The organism is Streptomyces wedmorensis (assembly GCF_000716445.1).
Classification (GTDB): Bacteria; Actinomycetota; Actinomycetes; order Streptomycetales; family Streptomycetaceae; genus Streptomyces; species Streptomyces wedmorensis.
Window position 1 is genome coordinate 339,656 of record NZ_JNWK01000005.1, and the last position, 14,696, is coordinate 354,351.

Annotated in this window: 17 protein-coding genes and 1 riboswitch; of the genes, 6 read left to right on the top strand and 11 right to left on the bottom strand. The window is 72.9% G+C overall.

The window, feature by feature from the left end; all coding sequences use genetic code 11:
- Window positions 1-28 precede the first annotated feature (28 nt).
- Window positions 29-1,069, top strand: coding sequence for an NAD-dependent epimerase/dehydratase family protein (locus OO54_RS05970; protein ID WP_033201778.1), 1,041 nt, complete (start codon window positions 29-31; stop codon window positions 1,067-1,069).
- 63 nt (window positions 1,070-1,132) lie between these two features.
- On the opposite strand, the gene OO54_RS05975 is transcribed toward OO54_RS05970, so the two are convergent.
- From OO54_RS05975 to OO54_RS06010, 8 genes are all read right to left on the bottom strand, one after another.
- A complete protein-coding gene (locus OO54_RS05975) occupies window positions 1,133-2,710 on the bottom strand; it encodes an alpha/beta hydrolase (RefSeq protein ID WP_017241407.1) in 1,578 nt (525 codons plus the stop codon).
- A gap of 168 nt (window positions 2,711-2,878) precedes the next feature.
- The gene (locus OO54_RS05980) at window positions 2,879-3,622 is read right to left on the bottom strand and encodes an urease accessory protein UreD (RefSeq protein WP_033201780.1); all 744 of its coding nucleotides are present in this window, start codon (window positions 3,620-3,622) and stop codon (window positions 2,879-2,881) included.
- Window positions 3,619-4,296 carry an urease accessory protein UreG gene (gene ureG / locus OO54_RS05985; RefSeq protein WP_033201781.1) on the bottom strand — a complete coding sequence of 226 codons (678 nt, stop codon included), beginning with the start codon at window positions 4,294-4,296 and terminating at the stop codon, window positions 3,619-3,621. The genes OO54_RS05980 and ureG overlap by 4 nt, the downstream gene beginning before the upstream one ends.
- Window positions 4,297-4,332: 36 nt before the next feature.
- Window positions 4,333-4,995 carry an urease accessory protein UreF gene (locus OO54_RS05990; protein ID WP_033201782.1) on the bottom strand — a complete coding sequence of 221 codons (663 nt, stop codon included), beginning with the start codon at window positions 4,993-4,995 and terminating at the stop codon, window positions 4,333-4,335.
- Window positions 4,995-6,716, bottom strand: a complete 1,722-nt coding sequence (locus tag OO54_RS05995; protein ID WP_033201783.1) for an urease subunit alpha — start codon at window positions 6,714-6,716, stop codon at window positions 4,995-4,997. The genes OO54_RS05990 and OO54_RS05995 overlap by 1 nt, the downstream gene beginning before the upstream one ends.
- Complete coding sequence (locus tag OO54_RS06000; RefSeq protein WP_033201784.1) at window positions 6,709-7,050, bottom strand: urease subunit beta; 342 nt, start codon at window positions 7,048-7,050, stop codon at window positions 6,709-6,711. The genes OO54_RS05995 and OO54_RS06000 overlap by 8 nt, the downstream gene beginning before the upstream one ends.
- A 13-nt stretch (window positions 7,051-7,063) precedes the next feature.
- Window positions 7,064-7,366, bottom strand: a complete 303-nt coding sequence (locus OO54_RS06005) for an urease subunit gamma (RefSeq protein ID WP_033201785.1) — start codon at window positions 7,364-7,366, stop codon at window positions 7,064-7,066.
- Window positions 7,367-7,729: 363 nt separating this feature from the next.
- Window positions 7,730-8,383, bottom strand: a complete 654-nt coding sequence (locus tag OO54_RS06010) for a TetR/AcrR family transcriptional regulator (RefSeq protein ID WP_033201786.1) — start codon at window positions 8,381-8,383, stop codon at window positions 7,730-7,732.
- A gap of 103 nt (window positions 8,384-8,486) precedes the next feature.
- Here OO54_RS06010 and OO54_RS06015 point away from each other — a divergent pair, with 103 nt between their 5' ends.
- Window positions 8,487-9,488, top strand: a complete 1,002-nt coding sequence (locus OO54_RS06015) for a hypothetical protein (RefSeq protein ID WP_033201787.1) — start codon at window positions 8,487-8,489, stop codon at window positions 9,486-9,488.
- Window positions 9,489-9,562: 74 nt separating this feature from the next.
- Here OO54_RS06015 and OO54_RS06020 read toward each other — a convergent pair whose 3' ends face one another.
- On the bottom strand, window positions 9,563-9,841 hold the full coding sequence (locus OO54_RS06020; protein WP_033201788.1) for a type II toxin-antitoxin system Phd/YefM family antitoxin: 279 nt from the start codon (window positions 9,839-9,841) through the stop codon (window positions 9,563-9,565).
- Between the two features lie 43 nt (window positions 9,842-9,884).
- Between OO54_RS06020 and OO54_RS06025 the strand changes: the two genes are divergently transcribed.
- The 4 genes from OO54_RS06025 (at window position 9,885) to OO54_RS06040 (ending at window position 12,622) form a co-directional block, all read left to right on the top strand.
- Complete coding sequence (locus OO54_RS06025; RefSeq protein ID WP_033201789.1) at window positions 9,885-10,523, top strand: ATP-dependent Clp protease proteolytic subunit; 639 nt, start codon at window positions 9,885-9,887, stop codon at window positions 10,521-10,523.
- A 7-nt stretch (window positions 10,524-10,530) separates the two neighbouring features.
- Window positions 10,531-10,836, top strand: a complete 306-nt coding sequence (locus OO54_RS47175; protein WP_017241523.1) for a hypothetical protein — start codon at window positions 10,531-10,533, stop codon at window positions 10,834-10,836.
- 390 nt (window positions 10,837-11,226) lie between these two features.
- Window positions 11,227-11,357, top strand: a riboswitch (cyclic di-AMP (ydaO/yuaA leader).
- A gap of 3 nt (window positions 11,358-11,360) precedes the next feature.
- Window positions 11,361-11,837: a C40 family peptidase gene (locus OO54_RS06035; RefSeq protein ID WP_033201790.1), complete on the top strand. Its 477-nt coding sequence runs from the start codon at window positions 11,361-11,363 to the stop codon at window positions 11,835-11,837.
- A gap of 257 nt (window positions 11,838-12,094) precedes the next feature.
- Entirely contained in the window at window positions 12,095-12,622 is a 528-nt protein-coding gene (locus tag OO54_RS06040) for a cytidine deaminase (protein ID WP_234439436.1), read from the top strand.
- A 17-nt stretch (window positions 12,623-12,639) separates the two neighbouring features.
- Here OO54_RS06040 and OO54_RS06045 read toward each other — a convergent pair whose 3' ends face one another.
- On the bottom strand, window positions 12,640-13,077 hold the full coding sequence (locus OO54_RS06045) for an ATP-binding protein (RefSeq protein WP_033201791.1): 438 nt from the start codon (window positions 13,075-13,077) through the stop codon (window positions 12,640-12,642).
- Between the two features lie 298 nt (window positions 13,078-13,375).
- On the bottom strand, window positions 13,376-14,554 hold the full coding sequence (locus OO54_RS06050; RefSeq protein WP_033201792.1) for an 8-amino-7-oxononanoate synthase: 1,179 nt from the start codon (window positions 14,552-14,554) through the stop codon (window positions 13,376-13,378).
- Window positions 14,555-14,696: the final 142 nt, after the last annotated feature.

Here is a 14,696-nt window from a genome sequence, read left to right on the forward strand (position 1 = left end):
CGGTCCCGGCGGCCGTAGCGTCGCACCCATGACCAAGGGAAACGCTTTCGTGCTGGGTGCGTCGGGACAGGTGGGGCGGGCGGCCGTGCGGGCCCTCGCCGCGGACGGGTGGGAGGTGACGGCCGCCTCGCGGGGCGGCGGCAGGGACGCGAGGTGGCCCGAGGAGGTCCGGACGGCTCGGCTCGACCGGACCGAGGAGGGGGCGCTCGCGGCGGCGCTCGGCGACGGCTGTGACGTGCTCGTGGACATCGTCGCCTACGACGGCGCGCACGGGCGGCAGTTGACCGGGCTCGCCGGCCGGATCGGTTCGGCGGTCGTGGTGTCGAGCGGCGCGGTCTACGAGGACGCCGAGGGCCGCAGCTTCGACACCCAGGACCGGCCGGACGGCTTCCCCGCGTTCCCGGTGCCGGTGGCGGAGGACTGGCGGACGGTCGCGCCCGGCGACGGCACGTACAGCACGCGGAAGGTGGCCCTGGAGCGGGAGTTGCTCGCCGCGGGCGACGCGCTGCCGGCGACGCTGCTGCGGGCGGGCGCCATCCACGGGCCGTACTGTCCGGGGCCGCGCGAGCTGTGGTTCGTCAAGCGGGCGCTCGACGGGCGCTCGGTGCGCCCGCTGGCGTACGACGGTGCCTCGCGGTTCCACCCGGTCCACGTGGACAACCTCGCCGAGCTCGTCCGCCTCGCCGCGTCGAATCCGGGCAGCCGGGTGCTGAACGGCGCCGACCCCGAGGCGCCGACGGTGGCCGGGATCGGGGCCGCGATCGACGCGGTCATGGGCGTGGAGAGCGAGACGGTGCTGATCGGGGGCGCGCCGCCGGAGGGCCTCGTCGGGCTCACCCCGTGGACCGCGGAGCACCCCGTCGTCTACGACATGACGGCCGCGGAGCGGGAGTTGGGGTACCGGCCGGTGGTGTCGTACGCCGGGTCGCTGCCGGAGACGGTCGAGTGGCTGGCAGGTCATCTGGCGGACCGGGACTGGCGGGAGGCGTTCCCGGGTCTCGCGAAGTACGGGGTGGACTTCTTCGACTACGCGGCGGAGGACGCCTGGCTGGCGTCCTCCGCGCGGTAGCCGGGACGACGGGAGGGGCGGCCGTCGGACGGCCGCCCCTCCCTCATCCCGCTGTGCCGGGTACTACGGCTGCGGGGTGGCGTGCGGGGCGCACGTCTGGTCCGTGGCGTCGAGCCTGCCGGTCAGCAGGTAGTCCTCGACCTTGGGGTTCAGGCACGGGTTGACCAGGCTGGTGATGCCGTGCGAACCGGCGTCCTTCTCCGTGATCAGGCGCGAGCCCTTGAAGCGCTTGTGCAGCTCGACGGCGCCCTCGTACGGGGTGGCCGCGTCGCGCTCGGACTGGGTGATGAGCACGGGCGGAAGGCCCTTGTTCGTCTTCACCACGGTCGGGCGCTGGCGCGGGGCCGACCAGGTCGCGCAGGGCAGGTTCATCCACGCGTTGGCCCAGGTCATGAACGGGTACTGCTCGTGGAGGCGGGAGTTGTCCCGGTCCCACTTCTTCCAGCTGGTCGGCCAGGGGGCGTCGGCGCACTCGACCGCGGTGTAGACGGCGTTGCCGTTCTCCGAGGCGATGTTGCCGGCGGTGTCCGTGAGGTCCGCGGCCGCGTTGTCGATCAGCGGCTGCGGGTCGCCCGCGGCGTACGCGCTCCACGCCTCGGCCACCGGGGCCCACATGGAGTCGTAGTACGGGGCGTTCTGGAAGAAGCCGATGAGTTCGGCGGGGCCGACCTTGCCTCCGAGGGGCGCCTTCTTGGCGTCGGCGCGGAGGGTGTTCCACTGCTGCCGGACCTCGTCGAGGGTGTCGCCGAGGTGGTAGGTGGCGTCGTGCTGGGCGACCCAGGTCATCCAGTCCGTCAGCCGGCCCTCGAAGGCGATGTCCTGGCCGAGGTTGGCCTCGTACCAGATGGAGCGGGTCGACGGGTTCACGACGCTGTCCAGGACCATGCGGCGGACGTGCGTCGGGAACAGGGTGCCGTAGACCGCGCCGAGGTAGGTGCCGTACGAGACGCCGACGAAGTTCAGCTTCTTCTCGCCGAGGGCGGCCCGGATGACGTCGAGGTCACGCGCGGTGTTGGGCGTGGTCATGAAGGGCAGCATGTCGCCGCTCTTCTCGGCGCAGCCCTTGGCGTACTCGGCGGCGAGCTTGCGCTGCGCCAGCTTGTCGGCCTCGCTGTCCGGGACCGGGTCGAGCTTGGGGCCCTTGACGAACTCGGTCGGGTCGACACAGGAGATGGGGGCCGAGTGGCCGACACCGCGCGGGTCGAAGCCCACGAAGTCGTAGGCCTTGGCGGCGCCCGCCCAGATCTTGTTCTTGGTGGTGACCCGGCGCGGGAAGCGCATGCCGGAGCCGCCGGGGCCGCCCGGGTTGTAGAGCAGGGCGCCCTGACGCTCGGCGGGAGTGCCGGTGGCGTTGATGCGGTCGACCGCGATCTTGATCTTCTTGCCGTTGGGCTTGGCGTAGTCGACCGGGACGGTGACCCAGCCGCACTGGATCGGCTTCTCCAGGCCCCAGTCGGCGGGGCAGTCCTGCCAGTCGATGCCCGCCTGGGCGGCACGCGCGGCGGCGACGGCGACGCCGATCGACTCCGCGTCGCGCAGGTGCCGGCTGTCGGCGTTCGCCGCCGGGGCGGCGATCGCGCCCGCGACCAGCGTGCCGGCTATCAGCGTGCCCGCCGAGCCGAGCATGGCTGTACGTCTCAAAGGTCCTCCCCCAGGGTGGGCGCCACCCCCGTGGCGGCGCCGCGTATCGGGTTGTCCGCTGGATCCTTTCGTTCCTGGGGCACACGATGAAAGACCGAACGTGTGTTTCTTTGCCGAACCAATAACCGGAGAGGTGTGTACCGCTGAGCGGTGCGGTGTCGGAGCCGGTCAGCAGGGGGCGAGGTCGGCCAGGGCCGCGTCGAGCAGCCTGCGGAGCACGAGGGCGTCGGGAGCGACGGCCGTGACGAGGGCCGCGGGCCCGGCGAGCGGGGTGACCACGGCGTGCTCCCCGATCGGCCGGGCGTCCACCGGCTTCACCGCGAACGCGGGATCGACGACGAGGAGTTGACCGGTGGCCCGGTGGCCGCCGAGGACCGCGCCGCCGTCCCAGCCGCCGGGGGCACCCGGGCCGAAGGCCAGCTCCTGGTCGAGCAGCGGACGTCCGGCGCGGCGGACGGTGAGCCGGGTGACGAGGGTGCCGGACGGTTCGCCGTGCCGGCCGAGGATCTGCTCCTCGCGCAGGACGAGCCGGGCCGTGGCGGCGAGTTCGACCGTCGTCCGCATCCGCAGCTCCGAACCGTGGACGGAGACCAGCTGCTCGGGCAGCCAGCGGAGCACGCCCTCCTCGCCGACGGAGATCCGGACGTCGTACGCGGCGGGCTCGGTGCTCCGGCCCGGCAGGGCGAGGGTGGCGGCGGCCGCGTCGACCAGGAGCCGGGCCCCGTCCCGTACTTCGGCCTCGATCGCGAGCCGGTCACCGCCGAGCGGGGCGCTCATCGCCCCGACGACGGTGACCCTGGTGTACGGCCCCTGGGCCCGGGTGCGGCGCAGGGCGAGGGGGCCGTCGCCGACGAGCAGCGGCAGTCCCCCGTCGGCGTCGGCGGTGATCCGGGCGGTGGCGCGCAGGCTCACGCGGTCCAGGCCCCGAGTCGGGCCAGGACCCAGTCGGCGACGGGGCCGATGCCGTTCTCCGCGCGCAGCGACGTGAAGGCGACGGGGAGTTCGCCCCGCTGCTCCTCGGCGTCGCGGGCCATCCGTTCCAGGTCGGAGCCGACGTGCGGGGCGAGGTCGGTCTTGTTGACGACGAGGAGGTCGGCGGTGGTGACGCCGGGACCGCCCTTGCGCGGGATGTCGTCGCCGCCGGCCACGTCGATGACGAAGATCTGTGCGTCGACGAGCCCCTTGGAGAAGGTGGCGGTGAGGTTGTCGCCGCCGGACTCGACGAGGATCAGGTCGAGCGGGCCGACGGCGTCCTCCAGTTCCTCGACGGCCTCGAGGTTGGCGGAGATGTCGTCGCGGATGGCCGTGTGCGGGCAGGCTCCGGTCTCCACGGCCCTGATCCGCTCCGGGGGCAGGACCGCGTTGCGGAGCAGGAACTCGGCGTCCTCTCGGGTGTAGATGTCGTTGGTGACGACGGCGAGGGAGAACGCGTCGCGCAGCACCCGGCACAGGGCGGCGACGGTCGCGGTCTTGCCGGAGCCGACGGGGCCGCCGAGCCCGATGCGCAGGGCGCGGCGGGTGCCGTCGGGGCGGTGGGCGTCGGCGGAGACGGCGCCGTGGTGGGTGTGGCCGTGGTCGAGGTGCATGGGTCGGCTCCGGTCGGTCGGGGCTGGGGGCGGTGGTCAGGACGCGAAGAGGCGGACGGGCCAGGCGGCGTGCTGTTCTGCCGTGATGTCGAGCAGCGGGGCGGACGCGGCGGGCAGCGCGTCGACGCCCTGCCGGGCGGCGGCGGCCGCGCGCTCGGCGACCCGGTCCATCTCGGGTGCGAGGCGGGCGAGGACGGCGGTGGCCTGGTAGGGGTCGAGGCCGAGGAGGCGTACGACGGCGGTCGCCGGTCCGCCGACGGTCTCGTACGCGACGCAGTGCGCGGCGTCCTCGGGCCCGAGTCCGGCGGCCCGGGCCGCGGCGCCGAGGACGACGGGCTGGTGGGCGCCGCGCGGGAAGGCGGCCGCGAGCGCGTCCAGTTCGGGGCACGGCCAGGTGGCGCGGGCGGCCCGCATCAGCTGGCGGCCGAGCCTGCGGGCGGCATCGCGCAGGGCGGGTGAGGGGGTGCGGGCGTCGGCGGCCGCGTCGAGTCCGTGCGGGTCGAGTCCGTGCGCGGCCCCGGCGGCGAGGGCGGCCGAGGTCAGGCCCGTGGTGTGCAGCCTGCCCCGGCAGAAGGACTCGAGGCCGGCGGCGTCCGTGATGCGGCCGGCGCGCACGGCGGCCTCGGCGCCGCCGGAGTGGGCGTGCCCGCCGGCGGGGAACCGCCCGTCGGCGAGCACGAGAAGGGCCGAGCGTGACATCAGAAGAGGAAGTAACGCTGGGCCATGGGCAGTTCGACGGCGGGTGCCGGTTCGACCGGCTCGCCGTCGATGGTCACCGAGAAGGTGTCGGCGTCGACCTCGACCCGGGGCAGGGCGTCGTTCTCGCGCATGTCGGCCTTGGTGACGCGCCGGGTCGAGCGGATGGCGCTGAACTCCTTGTGCAGCCCGAGCCTGCGGGGCAGGTCGTCCTCGATCGCCGCCTCGGCGACGAAGTTGACCGAGCCGGCCGCGGCGGCGCGGCCGAGCGCGCCGAACATCGGGCGGGGCAGGACCGGCTGGGGCGTCGGAATGGAGGCGTTGGCGTCGCCCATCTGCGCGTACGCGATCTGGCCGCCCTTGACGACGACGAGCGGCTTCACTCCGAAGAAGGCCGGCTCCCACAGCACGAGGTCGGCGAGTTTGCCGGGCTCGACCGAGCCGATGAGGTGGTCCATGCCCTGGGCGACGGCCGGGTTGATCGTGTACTTGGCGACGTAGCGGCGGGCCCGGTGGTTGTCGGCGCGGCCGTCGCCGGGCAGGGCGCCGCGCCGCTTCTTCATGACGTGGGCGGTCTGCCAGGTGCGCATGATCACCTCGCCGATCCGACCCATGGCCTGGGAGTCGGAGGAGATGATCGAGATGGCGCCCAGGTCGTGGAGGACGTCCTCGGCGGCGATGGTCGAGGGCCGGATGCGCGACTCCGCGAAGGCGAGGTCCTCGGGGACGGCCGGGTTGAGGTGGTGGCAGACCATCAGCATGTCGAGGTGTTCCTCGATGGTGTTGACGGTGTGCGGCCGGGTCGGGTTGGTCGAGCTCGGCAGGATGTACGGCTCCGAGACGACCGTGATGATGTCGGGGGCGTGCCCGCCGCCGGCACCCTCCGTGTGGTACGCGTGGACGGTGCGGCCCGCGATGGCGGCGAGGGTGTCGCCGACGAAACCGGCCTCGTTCAGGGTGTCGGTGTGGATGGCGAGTTGGGCGCCGGTCTCCTCGCAGACGGCCAGGCAGGCGTCGATGACGGCGGGGGTGGCCCCCCAGTCCTCGTGGATCTTGAACCCGAGTGCGCCGCCCCGCAGTTGGGAGCGCATGGCCTCCCGGGACATCGTGTTGCCCTTGCCGAGCAGGCCGATGTTGACGGGGAAGGTGTCCAGGGCCTCGAACATCCGGGCCGTGTGCCAGGGGCCGGGTGTGATCGTGGTCGCCTTGGTGCCCTCGGCCGGTCCGGTGCCGCCGCCGACGAGGGTGGTGACGCCGGTGGCGAGGGCCTGTTCGACGACGGTCGGCGAGATGAAGTGGACGTGGGCGTCGACGGCTCCGGCGGTGACGATCCGTCCGTTGCCGACGATGATCTCGGTCTCGGGACCGATGACGAGGCCGGGGTGGACGCCGTCCATGGTGTCGGGGTTGCCGGCCTTGCCGAGGGCGGTGATCCGGCCGTCCCTGATGCCGATGTCGGCCTTGACGACGCCCCAGTGGTCGATGACCACCGCGCCGGTGATCACCGTGTCGGGGGCGCCTTCGGCGCGGGTGGTCCGCGCCTGACCCATCGATTCCCGTACGACCTTGCCGCCGCCGAAGACGGCCTCCTCGCCGGCGCGGCCGGGGCCGCCGCAGCGGTCCTCCTCGATCTCGACGAGGAGGTCGGTGTCGGCGAGGCGGATGCGGTCGCCGGTCGTGGGGCCGAACAGGTCCGCGTATACGGCGCGGTGGAGGTCAGGCACGGTCGCCGTCCTTGTCCGGTGCGGTGGCGTCGAGGGGGCCGGCGGTCTCGCCGCGCAGGCCGGGCACGATCCGCCGGCCGGCCAGGGGCACGAGCTCGACCTCGACGGGAATGCCGGGCTCGAAGCGGACGGCGGTTCCGGCGGCGATGTGCAGCCGCTGCCCGTGCGCGGCGGCACGGTCGAACGCGAGGCCGGGGTTGACCTCGGCGAAGTGGTAGTGGGAGCCGACCTGGACGGGCCGGTCGGCGGCGTTGAGCACGGTGAGGCGGGTGACGGGGCGTCCCTCGTTGAGGGTCACGGGGCCGTCCCCGTACAGGATCTCTCCGGGGATCATCCGCGGCCGCCCGTCAGACGATGGGGTCGTGGACGGTGACGAGCTTGGTGCCGTCCGGGAAGGTGGCCTCGACCTGGACGTCGTGGATCATCTCCGGGATGCCGTCCATGACCTCGTCGCGGGTGAGCACCTTGCGTCCTGAGGCCATCAGCTCCGCGACGGTCCGACCGTCCCTGGCGCCCTCCAGGATGTGGGAGGTCAGGAGCGCGACGGCCTCGGGGTGGTTGAGGCGGACGCCCCTGGCCCTGCGCTTCTCGGCCACGTCGGCCGCCACATGGATGAGCAGGCGTTCCTGCTCGTGCGGGCTGAGTTGCACTCTTCCACCTCACAGTCGTCGACCGGGACGGCGCCCGGACAGCTGCGGACCCTACCGACCGTCAACACGGTGCTGAACCGGGGAGATGCGGTGCGCGGTCAGAGATTGCACGTTAGGGCGGAAGTTTTTCAGGCTCGTTAACTGGGGCTTTGCGTTGTCATGATCATCCGACCGGACGGGTGCCCCACGGGGTGGGACCCGTCCGGGTCTCCGAGGCCTGCCGCGGCGACACGTCTCGCCCCGGATCCCCTACACCTCCCACGGCGACACGGCTTGCGCCGGATCTCCTACGCCTCCCACGGCGACACGGCTTGCGCCGGATCTCCTACGCCTCCCACGGCGACACGACTTGCGCCGGATCTCCTACGCCTCCCGCGGCGACACGTCCCCCGTCGGGGACGCGGTCGACGGCACGGACATGGACATGAGCCCGCGCAGGCCGTCCTCCAGGACCTCGACGGCCACGTCGCCGAAGAGCGCCTGCTGGGCGATGAATCCCTGGGCGGTGGCGATGAGGGTACGGGCCACGTGGTCGGCGGGGACGTCGGCGTGCAGCAGACCGCTCTCGCGGTAGGCGTTCACGAGCGCGGTCCAGGCCTCCCGCATGCCGTTGTAGCCGTGGGCGAGGGTCTCGGCCAGCTGCTCGTTGCGCAGGGTCTCCGTCCACACCTGGATGATCAGACGGGCGAAGGCCTGCCGGTCGGCGCCCTTGATCCGCTCCTCCAGGAAGAGCCGGAGCACCGCCCCGAGGAGGACGTCGGGGGTGGGCGGCGGAGTGGCGCGGGACGCCTCCTCGAAGGCGGCCCGGATCGCCGTGAAGGCCTCGGTCGCGATGGCCGCGATCAGCTCCTCCTTGCCGCGGAAGTAACGGTAGACCGCGCCGGCGGACAGCCCGACCTCGGCGAGCACGTCCTGCATCGACGTGGCGTGGAAGCCGGTGCGGGCGAAGCAGCGCGCGGCGCCGTCGAGGATCTGCCGCCGCCGGGCGTCGAGGTGTTCCTGGGAGACACGTGCCATGCCCCGAAACCTAAAACGAATATTCATTCTTGACAACCGTCCGAGGTCGCCGCAGAGTGACCGACGTAAAACGAACGATCCTTCTCTTTGAATCGAGTCCGTCATGCCCACCGCCACCGCCCCCTCAGCCACCGCGGGGCGCAGGACCCTCGCGGTGCTCGTGCTGATACCGACCGTCGCGGCCCTGGCCCTGTGGATCTTCGCCTGGCCTGCCGCCCGGATCGCCCCCCGCGACCTGCCGATCGGCGTGGCCGGGCCCGCCACCGCGGCCGACGCCGTGGAGCGGGAGCTCGGCCGGCACGAGGGCGCCTTCGAGGTCCACCGCTACGACGACGCCGACGCCGCCCGGTCCGCCGTCGAAGCCCGCGAGGTGTACGGCGCCGTGGTCGTCATGCCCGGGGGCACGCAGCTCCTGACCGCTTCGGCGGGAAGCCCCGTCGTGGCCGGCCTGCTGCGCGAGGCGGTGGCCGGACAGGCACCCGCGGACGCCCCGGTCCAGGTCACGGACGTGGTCGCCGCCCCGGCGGGCGACCCGCGCGGCGCCGTCTTCGGGGCGAGCCTGCTCCCCCTCGCCCTCGTCGGGGCGGCCACCGGGGTCGCCACCGTCCTGCTCGGCCTGCGCGGGTCCAGGGCGGTCGCCACCCTGGCGGGCGCGGCCGCGCTCGCGGGGATGGTGGGCGCGGCGCTCGCCGACAGCTGGCTCGGCGTACTGGCCGGCGACTGGTGGGCCGAGGCCGGGGTGCTCGGCCTGACGGTCCTCGCGATCGGGGCGACCTTCGCGGGACTCGCGACCCTCCTCGGCAAGCCCGGCTTCGGCCTCTCGGCCGTGCTCACGATCCTGCTCGGCAACGCGTTCTCGGGCATGTCGAGCGCGCCGGAGATGCTGCCCAGCGGCATCGGCGCGCTCGGCCAGTGGCTGCCGCCGGGCGCCGGGGGTTCGGCCCTCCGCTCGGTGTCCGCCTTCGACGGGGCGGCGGCCGGCGGCCCCCTGCTCACCCTCTCCCTCTGGGCGGCGGCAGGCCTGGCCGCGACCGCGCTCGGCGCCCGTCGGAGCCGGGCCGCGGCACCCTCCGTACCGACGCCCGCGCCGGCGCTCGCGGGCTGAGCCCCGCCGGACGAAACGCCGCGTGCCCCCCGACCGTCACGGTCGGGGGGCACGCGGTCTTCTCGCGGCGCGCTTCAGGAAACGCCCGGGTCGCGATGGTGGGCGGCGATGCCGAAGCGGCGCTGTTCGCCGGGAGCGGAGTCGACCGGGTGGAGGCCGGAGACCGAGCGGACCACCTGCTCGTCGGCGGGCTTCTCCGCCGCTTCGAGTTCCTCCAGGTCAGCGGCGGAGACGAGGGCCACGAGCGGCTTTCCGTGGCGGGTGACGACGACGCGCTCACCGCCGTACACGACGCGGTTGATGAGGTCGGCGAGCTCGGCCCGGGCTTGCGTCACCGGGATCTCGTAGGTCATGCTCCTCATCTTACGGTCTGTACGTCCTGTACATTTTTTACAGATGGAGGTGCCCGTCATGGACGCCCGCTACGTCCTGCCCGAGTTCACCGAGCGGACCAGCTCCGGAAGCCGCACCCTCGACCCGTACTCCAAGCTCCTCGAATCCCGGATCGTCTTCCTCGGCACCCCGATCGACGAGACCTCGGCCAACGACGTCATCGCCCAGCTCCTGCACCTCGACTACGCGGCACCCGGCCAGGACATCTCGCTGTACATCAACTCGCCCGGCGGGTCGATCAGCGCGATGACCGCTGTCTACGACACGATGCGGACGCTCGCCAGCGACGTGGAGACCACCTGCCTCGGGCAGGCCGTGTTCACCGCCGCCGTACTCCTCGCCGCCGGCACCCCGGGCAAGCGCATGATGCTGCCCGGCGCCCGCGTCACCCTCGAACAGCCCACCCTGGACGAACCGCTGCGAGGCCAGCCGAGCGACCTCGACCTCCAGGCCCGCGAACTGCTCCGACTGCGCGCACTGGTGGCCGGGATGCTCACCGAACACACCGGCCGGAGCCGGGACCGGATCGACGCCGACATCGACCGCCTCACGGTCCTGGACGCGCCGGCGGCCGTCGCGTACGGGCTGGTCGACCACGTCCTCACGAACCGGCGGGCGTCCGCCGGCGGCACGGCCCGGTGAGCGGGCCGTGGTCCCGGAACTTCCGCCACTGCCCGCCCTGACGCGCGCCGAGGGTGAGTTCGTCGACGCGTACCTCGAAGTCGTCGACCTCCTGGGGAAGATCAACCCATCCAGGGGCTCGCATACTTATGGGGCGCTACGCGCGGCACAAGCCCTGGTGGGACGCGCCGAGGCCTTGCGCGAGGCCCTGACGCTCATGCATATGCGGGGCGAGAGCGAGGTCCACGCGGACACATTGGCGCGTGCCCTACGGGTGTTGGACGGCGAGCGCCGGGCCGACCGCGTCACCGTCCCACGCACTCGGGCGAGTTGACATTCCCGCGTGTCGTGTCGAGGTCCGGTCGGCCGACGCGCGCCGCAGAAATCCTCCCCCGTTCGGCGTAGTCGACGAATCGACAGAGGAAGCGGGTGAGTTGCGCAACAGATGTACACATCTGGCGGAATCGGACGTTCCATCGCAGGTACGGGACTCGTCGACCAAACCTCCGAAGATCACAAAGGCGCGCTGTCCACCTGAATGGATCAGTCGTGATGAGCCTCACATATCGCCGTTTCAGCTCGGTTTTCGCCCATGTCGTGAGTCAAGATCCCTGACGACGACAAGCCCCCGCCGCCGCGGCGGGGCGGTCCGGGCGGACGCCGAGTCCTGCCGCTGTCCCGGACGTCTGGTCGACAGGATTGGATCGGCAGGAGTGGAGGACCCGATTTTTACGGGGCGAACGCGCTGTTCCGGCAGCGAGGCCGTTCCTTGGGGTGAAGCCGCATCCGCGGCCGGGCATCTTCGCCAGCCCGAACCCGACAGGTCATCCTTCGCAGGCGGCTGACGAAGGGTTGCGCATGACTGCGCAGATGCACGTCCCGTCCCTGCTGTCCCGGGCCGGAGCCGTCTCGGCTCTCACCCTCGCCGCCGTCGGCGGCACGCTGCTCGCACCAGGAGCGGCGCCGGAGGCCCAGGCAGCGACCGCACACGCGAACAAGGCACTGAGCGTCGCCGCGGCCAAGAAAGGATCGCCGTACGGGTACGGAGCCACCGGACCCACCAGGTTCGACTGCTCCGGTCTGACGCTCTACGCGTACAAGAAGGCGGGCAAGTGGCTGCCCCGCACCGCGCAGCAGCAGTACAACAAGACCCGGCACATCTCCGCGTCCAGCAGACAACAGGGGGACCTGGTCTTCTTCCACTCCGGTGGAAGGGTCTACCACGTGGGCATCTACGCCGGCGGCGGCAAGATCTGGCACTCGCCCAAGACGGGCTCCTGGGTGAAGCTCGACAAGATCTGGTCGTCGAAGGTCTACTACGGCCGCGTCCGCTGACGGCGCCCGGCCGCAGAGCCGGGCCCTCGGACCGCGCTGAGGAGTGGGGTGGCGCCGCCCCACTCATCCGCCGGACCGCTCCCGTACGGTCCTCGCTCGGACCGCTCCCGCCGCCGGACAGCTCCCTTACCGTCCCACCCGGACCGCTCCCTCACCTTCCCACCCGGACCGCTCCATACCGTCCCCACCTCGGACCGCTCCCGCCGCCGGACCGCTCCGTACCGCGCTCGCCCGGACCGCTCCCGCCGCCGGGCCGCATGTCCGCCGCCCCGCCCCTCCGCCGGACGGCTCTTCGCTCCGTTGCCCTGCGACCGCCCGACAGCGCGTGCGACGATGCCGCGCTGAAACTCGATCAAGCTCTCGTCGACGCGGCGATCGCCCAGATGGAGACCCGCTGGACGCCGGACGAACCCGGTGGCGCCGCCGCCGTCCACCTCGACGACGGACGGATCCTCACCAGCGTCGCCCTCGACAACATCAACGCCGGCGTGACCCTCTGCCAGGAGACCGGGGCCTTCTGCCAGGCGTACACCCTCGACCGGCGGGTCACCGCCTCCGTCTGCGTCTTCCGCGCGCCGGACGACGGCCGATTCGTCGTCCTGCCGCCGTGCGGCATCTGCCAGGAGCGGCTCGCCCTCTGGGGCCCGGACGTCGAGGTGGGCGTCCCCGACCCCGACGACCCCACGCGCCGGCAGGCCCGCACCCTGGCCGAGATGAACCCCTCCTACTGGGCCCGCCACTTCGCGAACGGCGCGTGGCCCTCACAGGAACTCCACGCCGGCTGAGCCGCCTCCGTACTCCCCTAGCAGCTGGGTACGGGCGCCGGCGTCCAGGGAAGGGTGATCCACACCGTCTTGCCGCCGTCCTCGGTCGGGGTGACGGACAGACGGCCGCCGGCCTCGGCCGCGAGCGAGCGGATGATGACGAGGCCGCGCCCGTTGTCCTGCTGCACCGCGGCGGGAAGGCGGCGGGGGCGGCGGGGATGGCTGTCGGTCACTCCGACGTGGAGGAGTTCCTCGCGGACCAGCCGGACGTCGACCGTGAAGTTCGGCGACTGGCCGAAGGTGTGGAGGACGGCGTTGGTGGCCAGTTCCGAGACGATCAGGCGGATCGCGTCGGCGGTGTCGCCGCCGTCGTCGAGGCCCCAGCCGGTGAGCACGTCGACGACGTACCGCCGGGCCGTGGGGACCGAGGCGGGTTCGCTCGGCAGCGTGACGGATGATTCCTGGTGATCTGCCATGGCGACGCTGTCCCTTTCCCGCCGGGAACATGCCCCGGATTGCGCTTCGCGTCAGAGTGCCACCGATCGTGCCGCCCCGAGCGGGGTTCCACCAAGATATGTCCCCATCTGTCGCCCGAAGCGGTGAACTCTGCGGTCTGCGAACGCGCTTGGGCCCTCGGGCCCGTCCGGCGGGAGGCGTCGGGCGAACGGTCGACGCCGTCCGCTCAGCGCGGTCGGTGCCGATCCGCTCAGCGCGGTCGGTGCCGATCCGCTAAGCCGGTCGGCGTCGTCCGCTCAGCCGATCGGCGTCATCCGCTCAGCCGGTCGGTGCCGTCCGCAGGATCGTGGCCACCGCACGATCGATCTGCGCGTCGGTCAGGTCCGCGCGGGCCGTGAGGCGCAGTCGCGAGATGCCGTCGGGCACCGAGGGGGGCCGGAAGCAGCCGACCAGCAGACCCTGTGCGCGGCAGTCCGCCGCCCAGGCGAGTGCCGCCTCCGGGGAGGGCGCGCGGACCGAGACGACGGCCGCGTCGGGCCGGGCCGAGGTGAGCCCGGCGTCGGTGAGCAGCCGGTGAAGGGTGGTCGCGACGGTACGGGCCCGCTCGGCGAGTCCCGGTTCGGCGGCGATCAGCCGCAGACTGGCGAGCGCGCCGCCCGCGGCGGCCGGGGCGAGCCCGGTGTCGAAGATGAAGGTGCGGGCGGCGTTCACCAGGTGCTCGATCACCCGGGCGGGGCCGAGGACGGCGCCGCCCTGGCTGCCCAGGGACTTGGAGAGCGTGAGGGTGGCGACGACGTCCTCCGCGCCGGCGAGCCCGGCCTCGTGCAGGGCGCCCCTGCCTCCCGTGCCGAGGACGCCGAAGCCGTGGGCGTCGTCCACCACGAGCCCGGCACCGTGCGCGCGGCACGCCTCGGCGAGCGCGGGCAGCGGGGCCTTGTCCCCGTCGACGGAGAAGACGGAGTCGCTGACGACCAGGGCGCGACGCCCGGGATGCGCGTCGAGGGTCTTGCGTACGGCCTCGGGGTCGGTGTGCGGGACGACGGCCGTCTCGGCGCGCGCGAGGCGGCAGCCGTCGACGATCGAGGCGTGGTTGGCGGCGTCGGAGACGATCAGGGAGCCCAAGCCGCCGAGCGCGGTGAGCGCCGCCAGGTTGGCGGTGTAGCCGGAGGAGAAGACCAGGGCCGCCTCGAAGCCGCAGAAGTCGGCGAGTTCGCGCTCCAGGCGGGTGTGCAGCCGGGTGGTGCCGGTGACGAGTCGCGAGCCGGTGGAGCCGGCGCCCCAGCGCCGTGCCGCGTCGGCCGCCGCCTCGGTGACCTCCGTGCGGCGGGTGAGCCCGAGGTAGTCGTTGCTCGCCAGGTCGAGGAGCTCCGACTCCGCCGCCCGGGGCCGCAGCGTACGGACGAGACCGGCCTCCGCCCGGCGGCGCGCCTCGGCGTCGGTCCAGTCGAACGCGGTCCGGCGCGGGCCCGCGGCCCGTGCGTCGTCGGCCTGTGGCATACGGCGATCCTTTTGTAGGCAGCGGACAGACCCTAACCGGAGTATGCCGAGGTCGGGATGTGGTCATCCACACACCTCTATCGGGGGCGTTTGTTCGGATCCTCCTTGGCCCGGAGGCGGGCGGTAAGCAAGGATCTGCGGT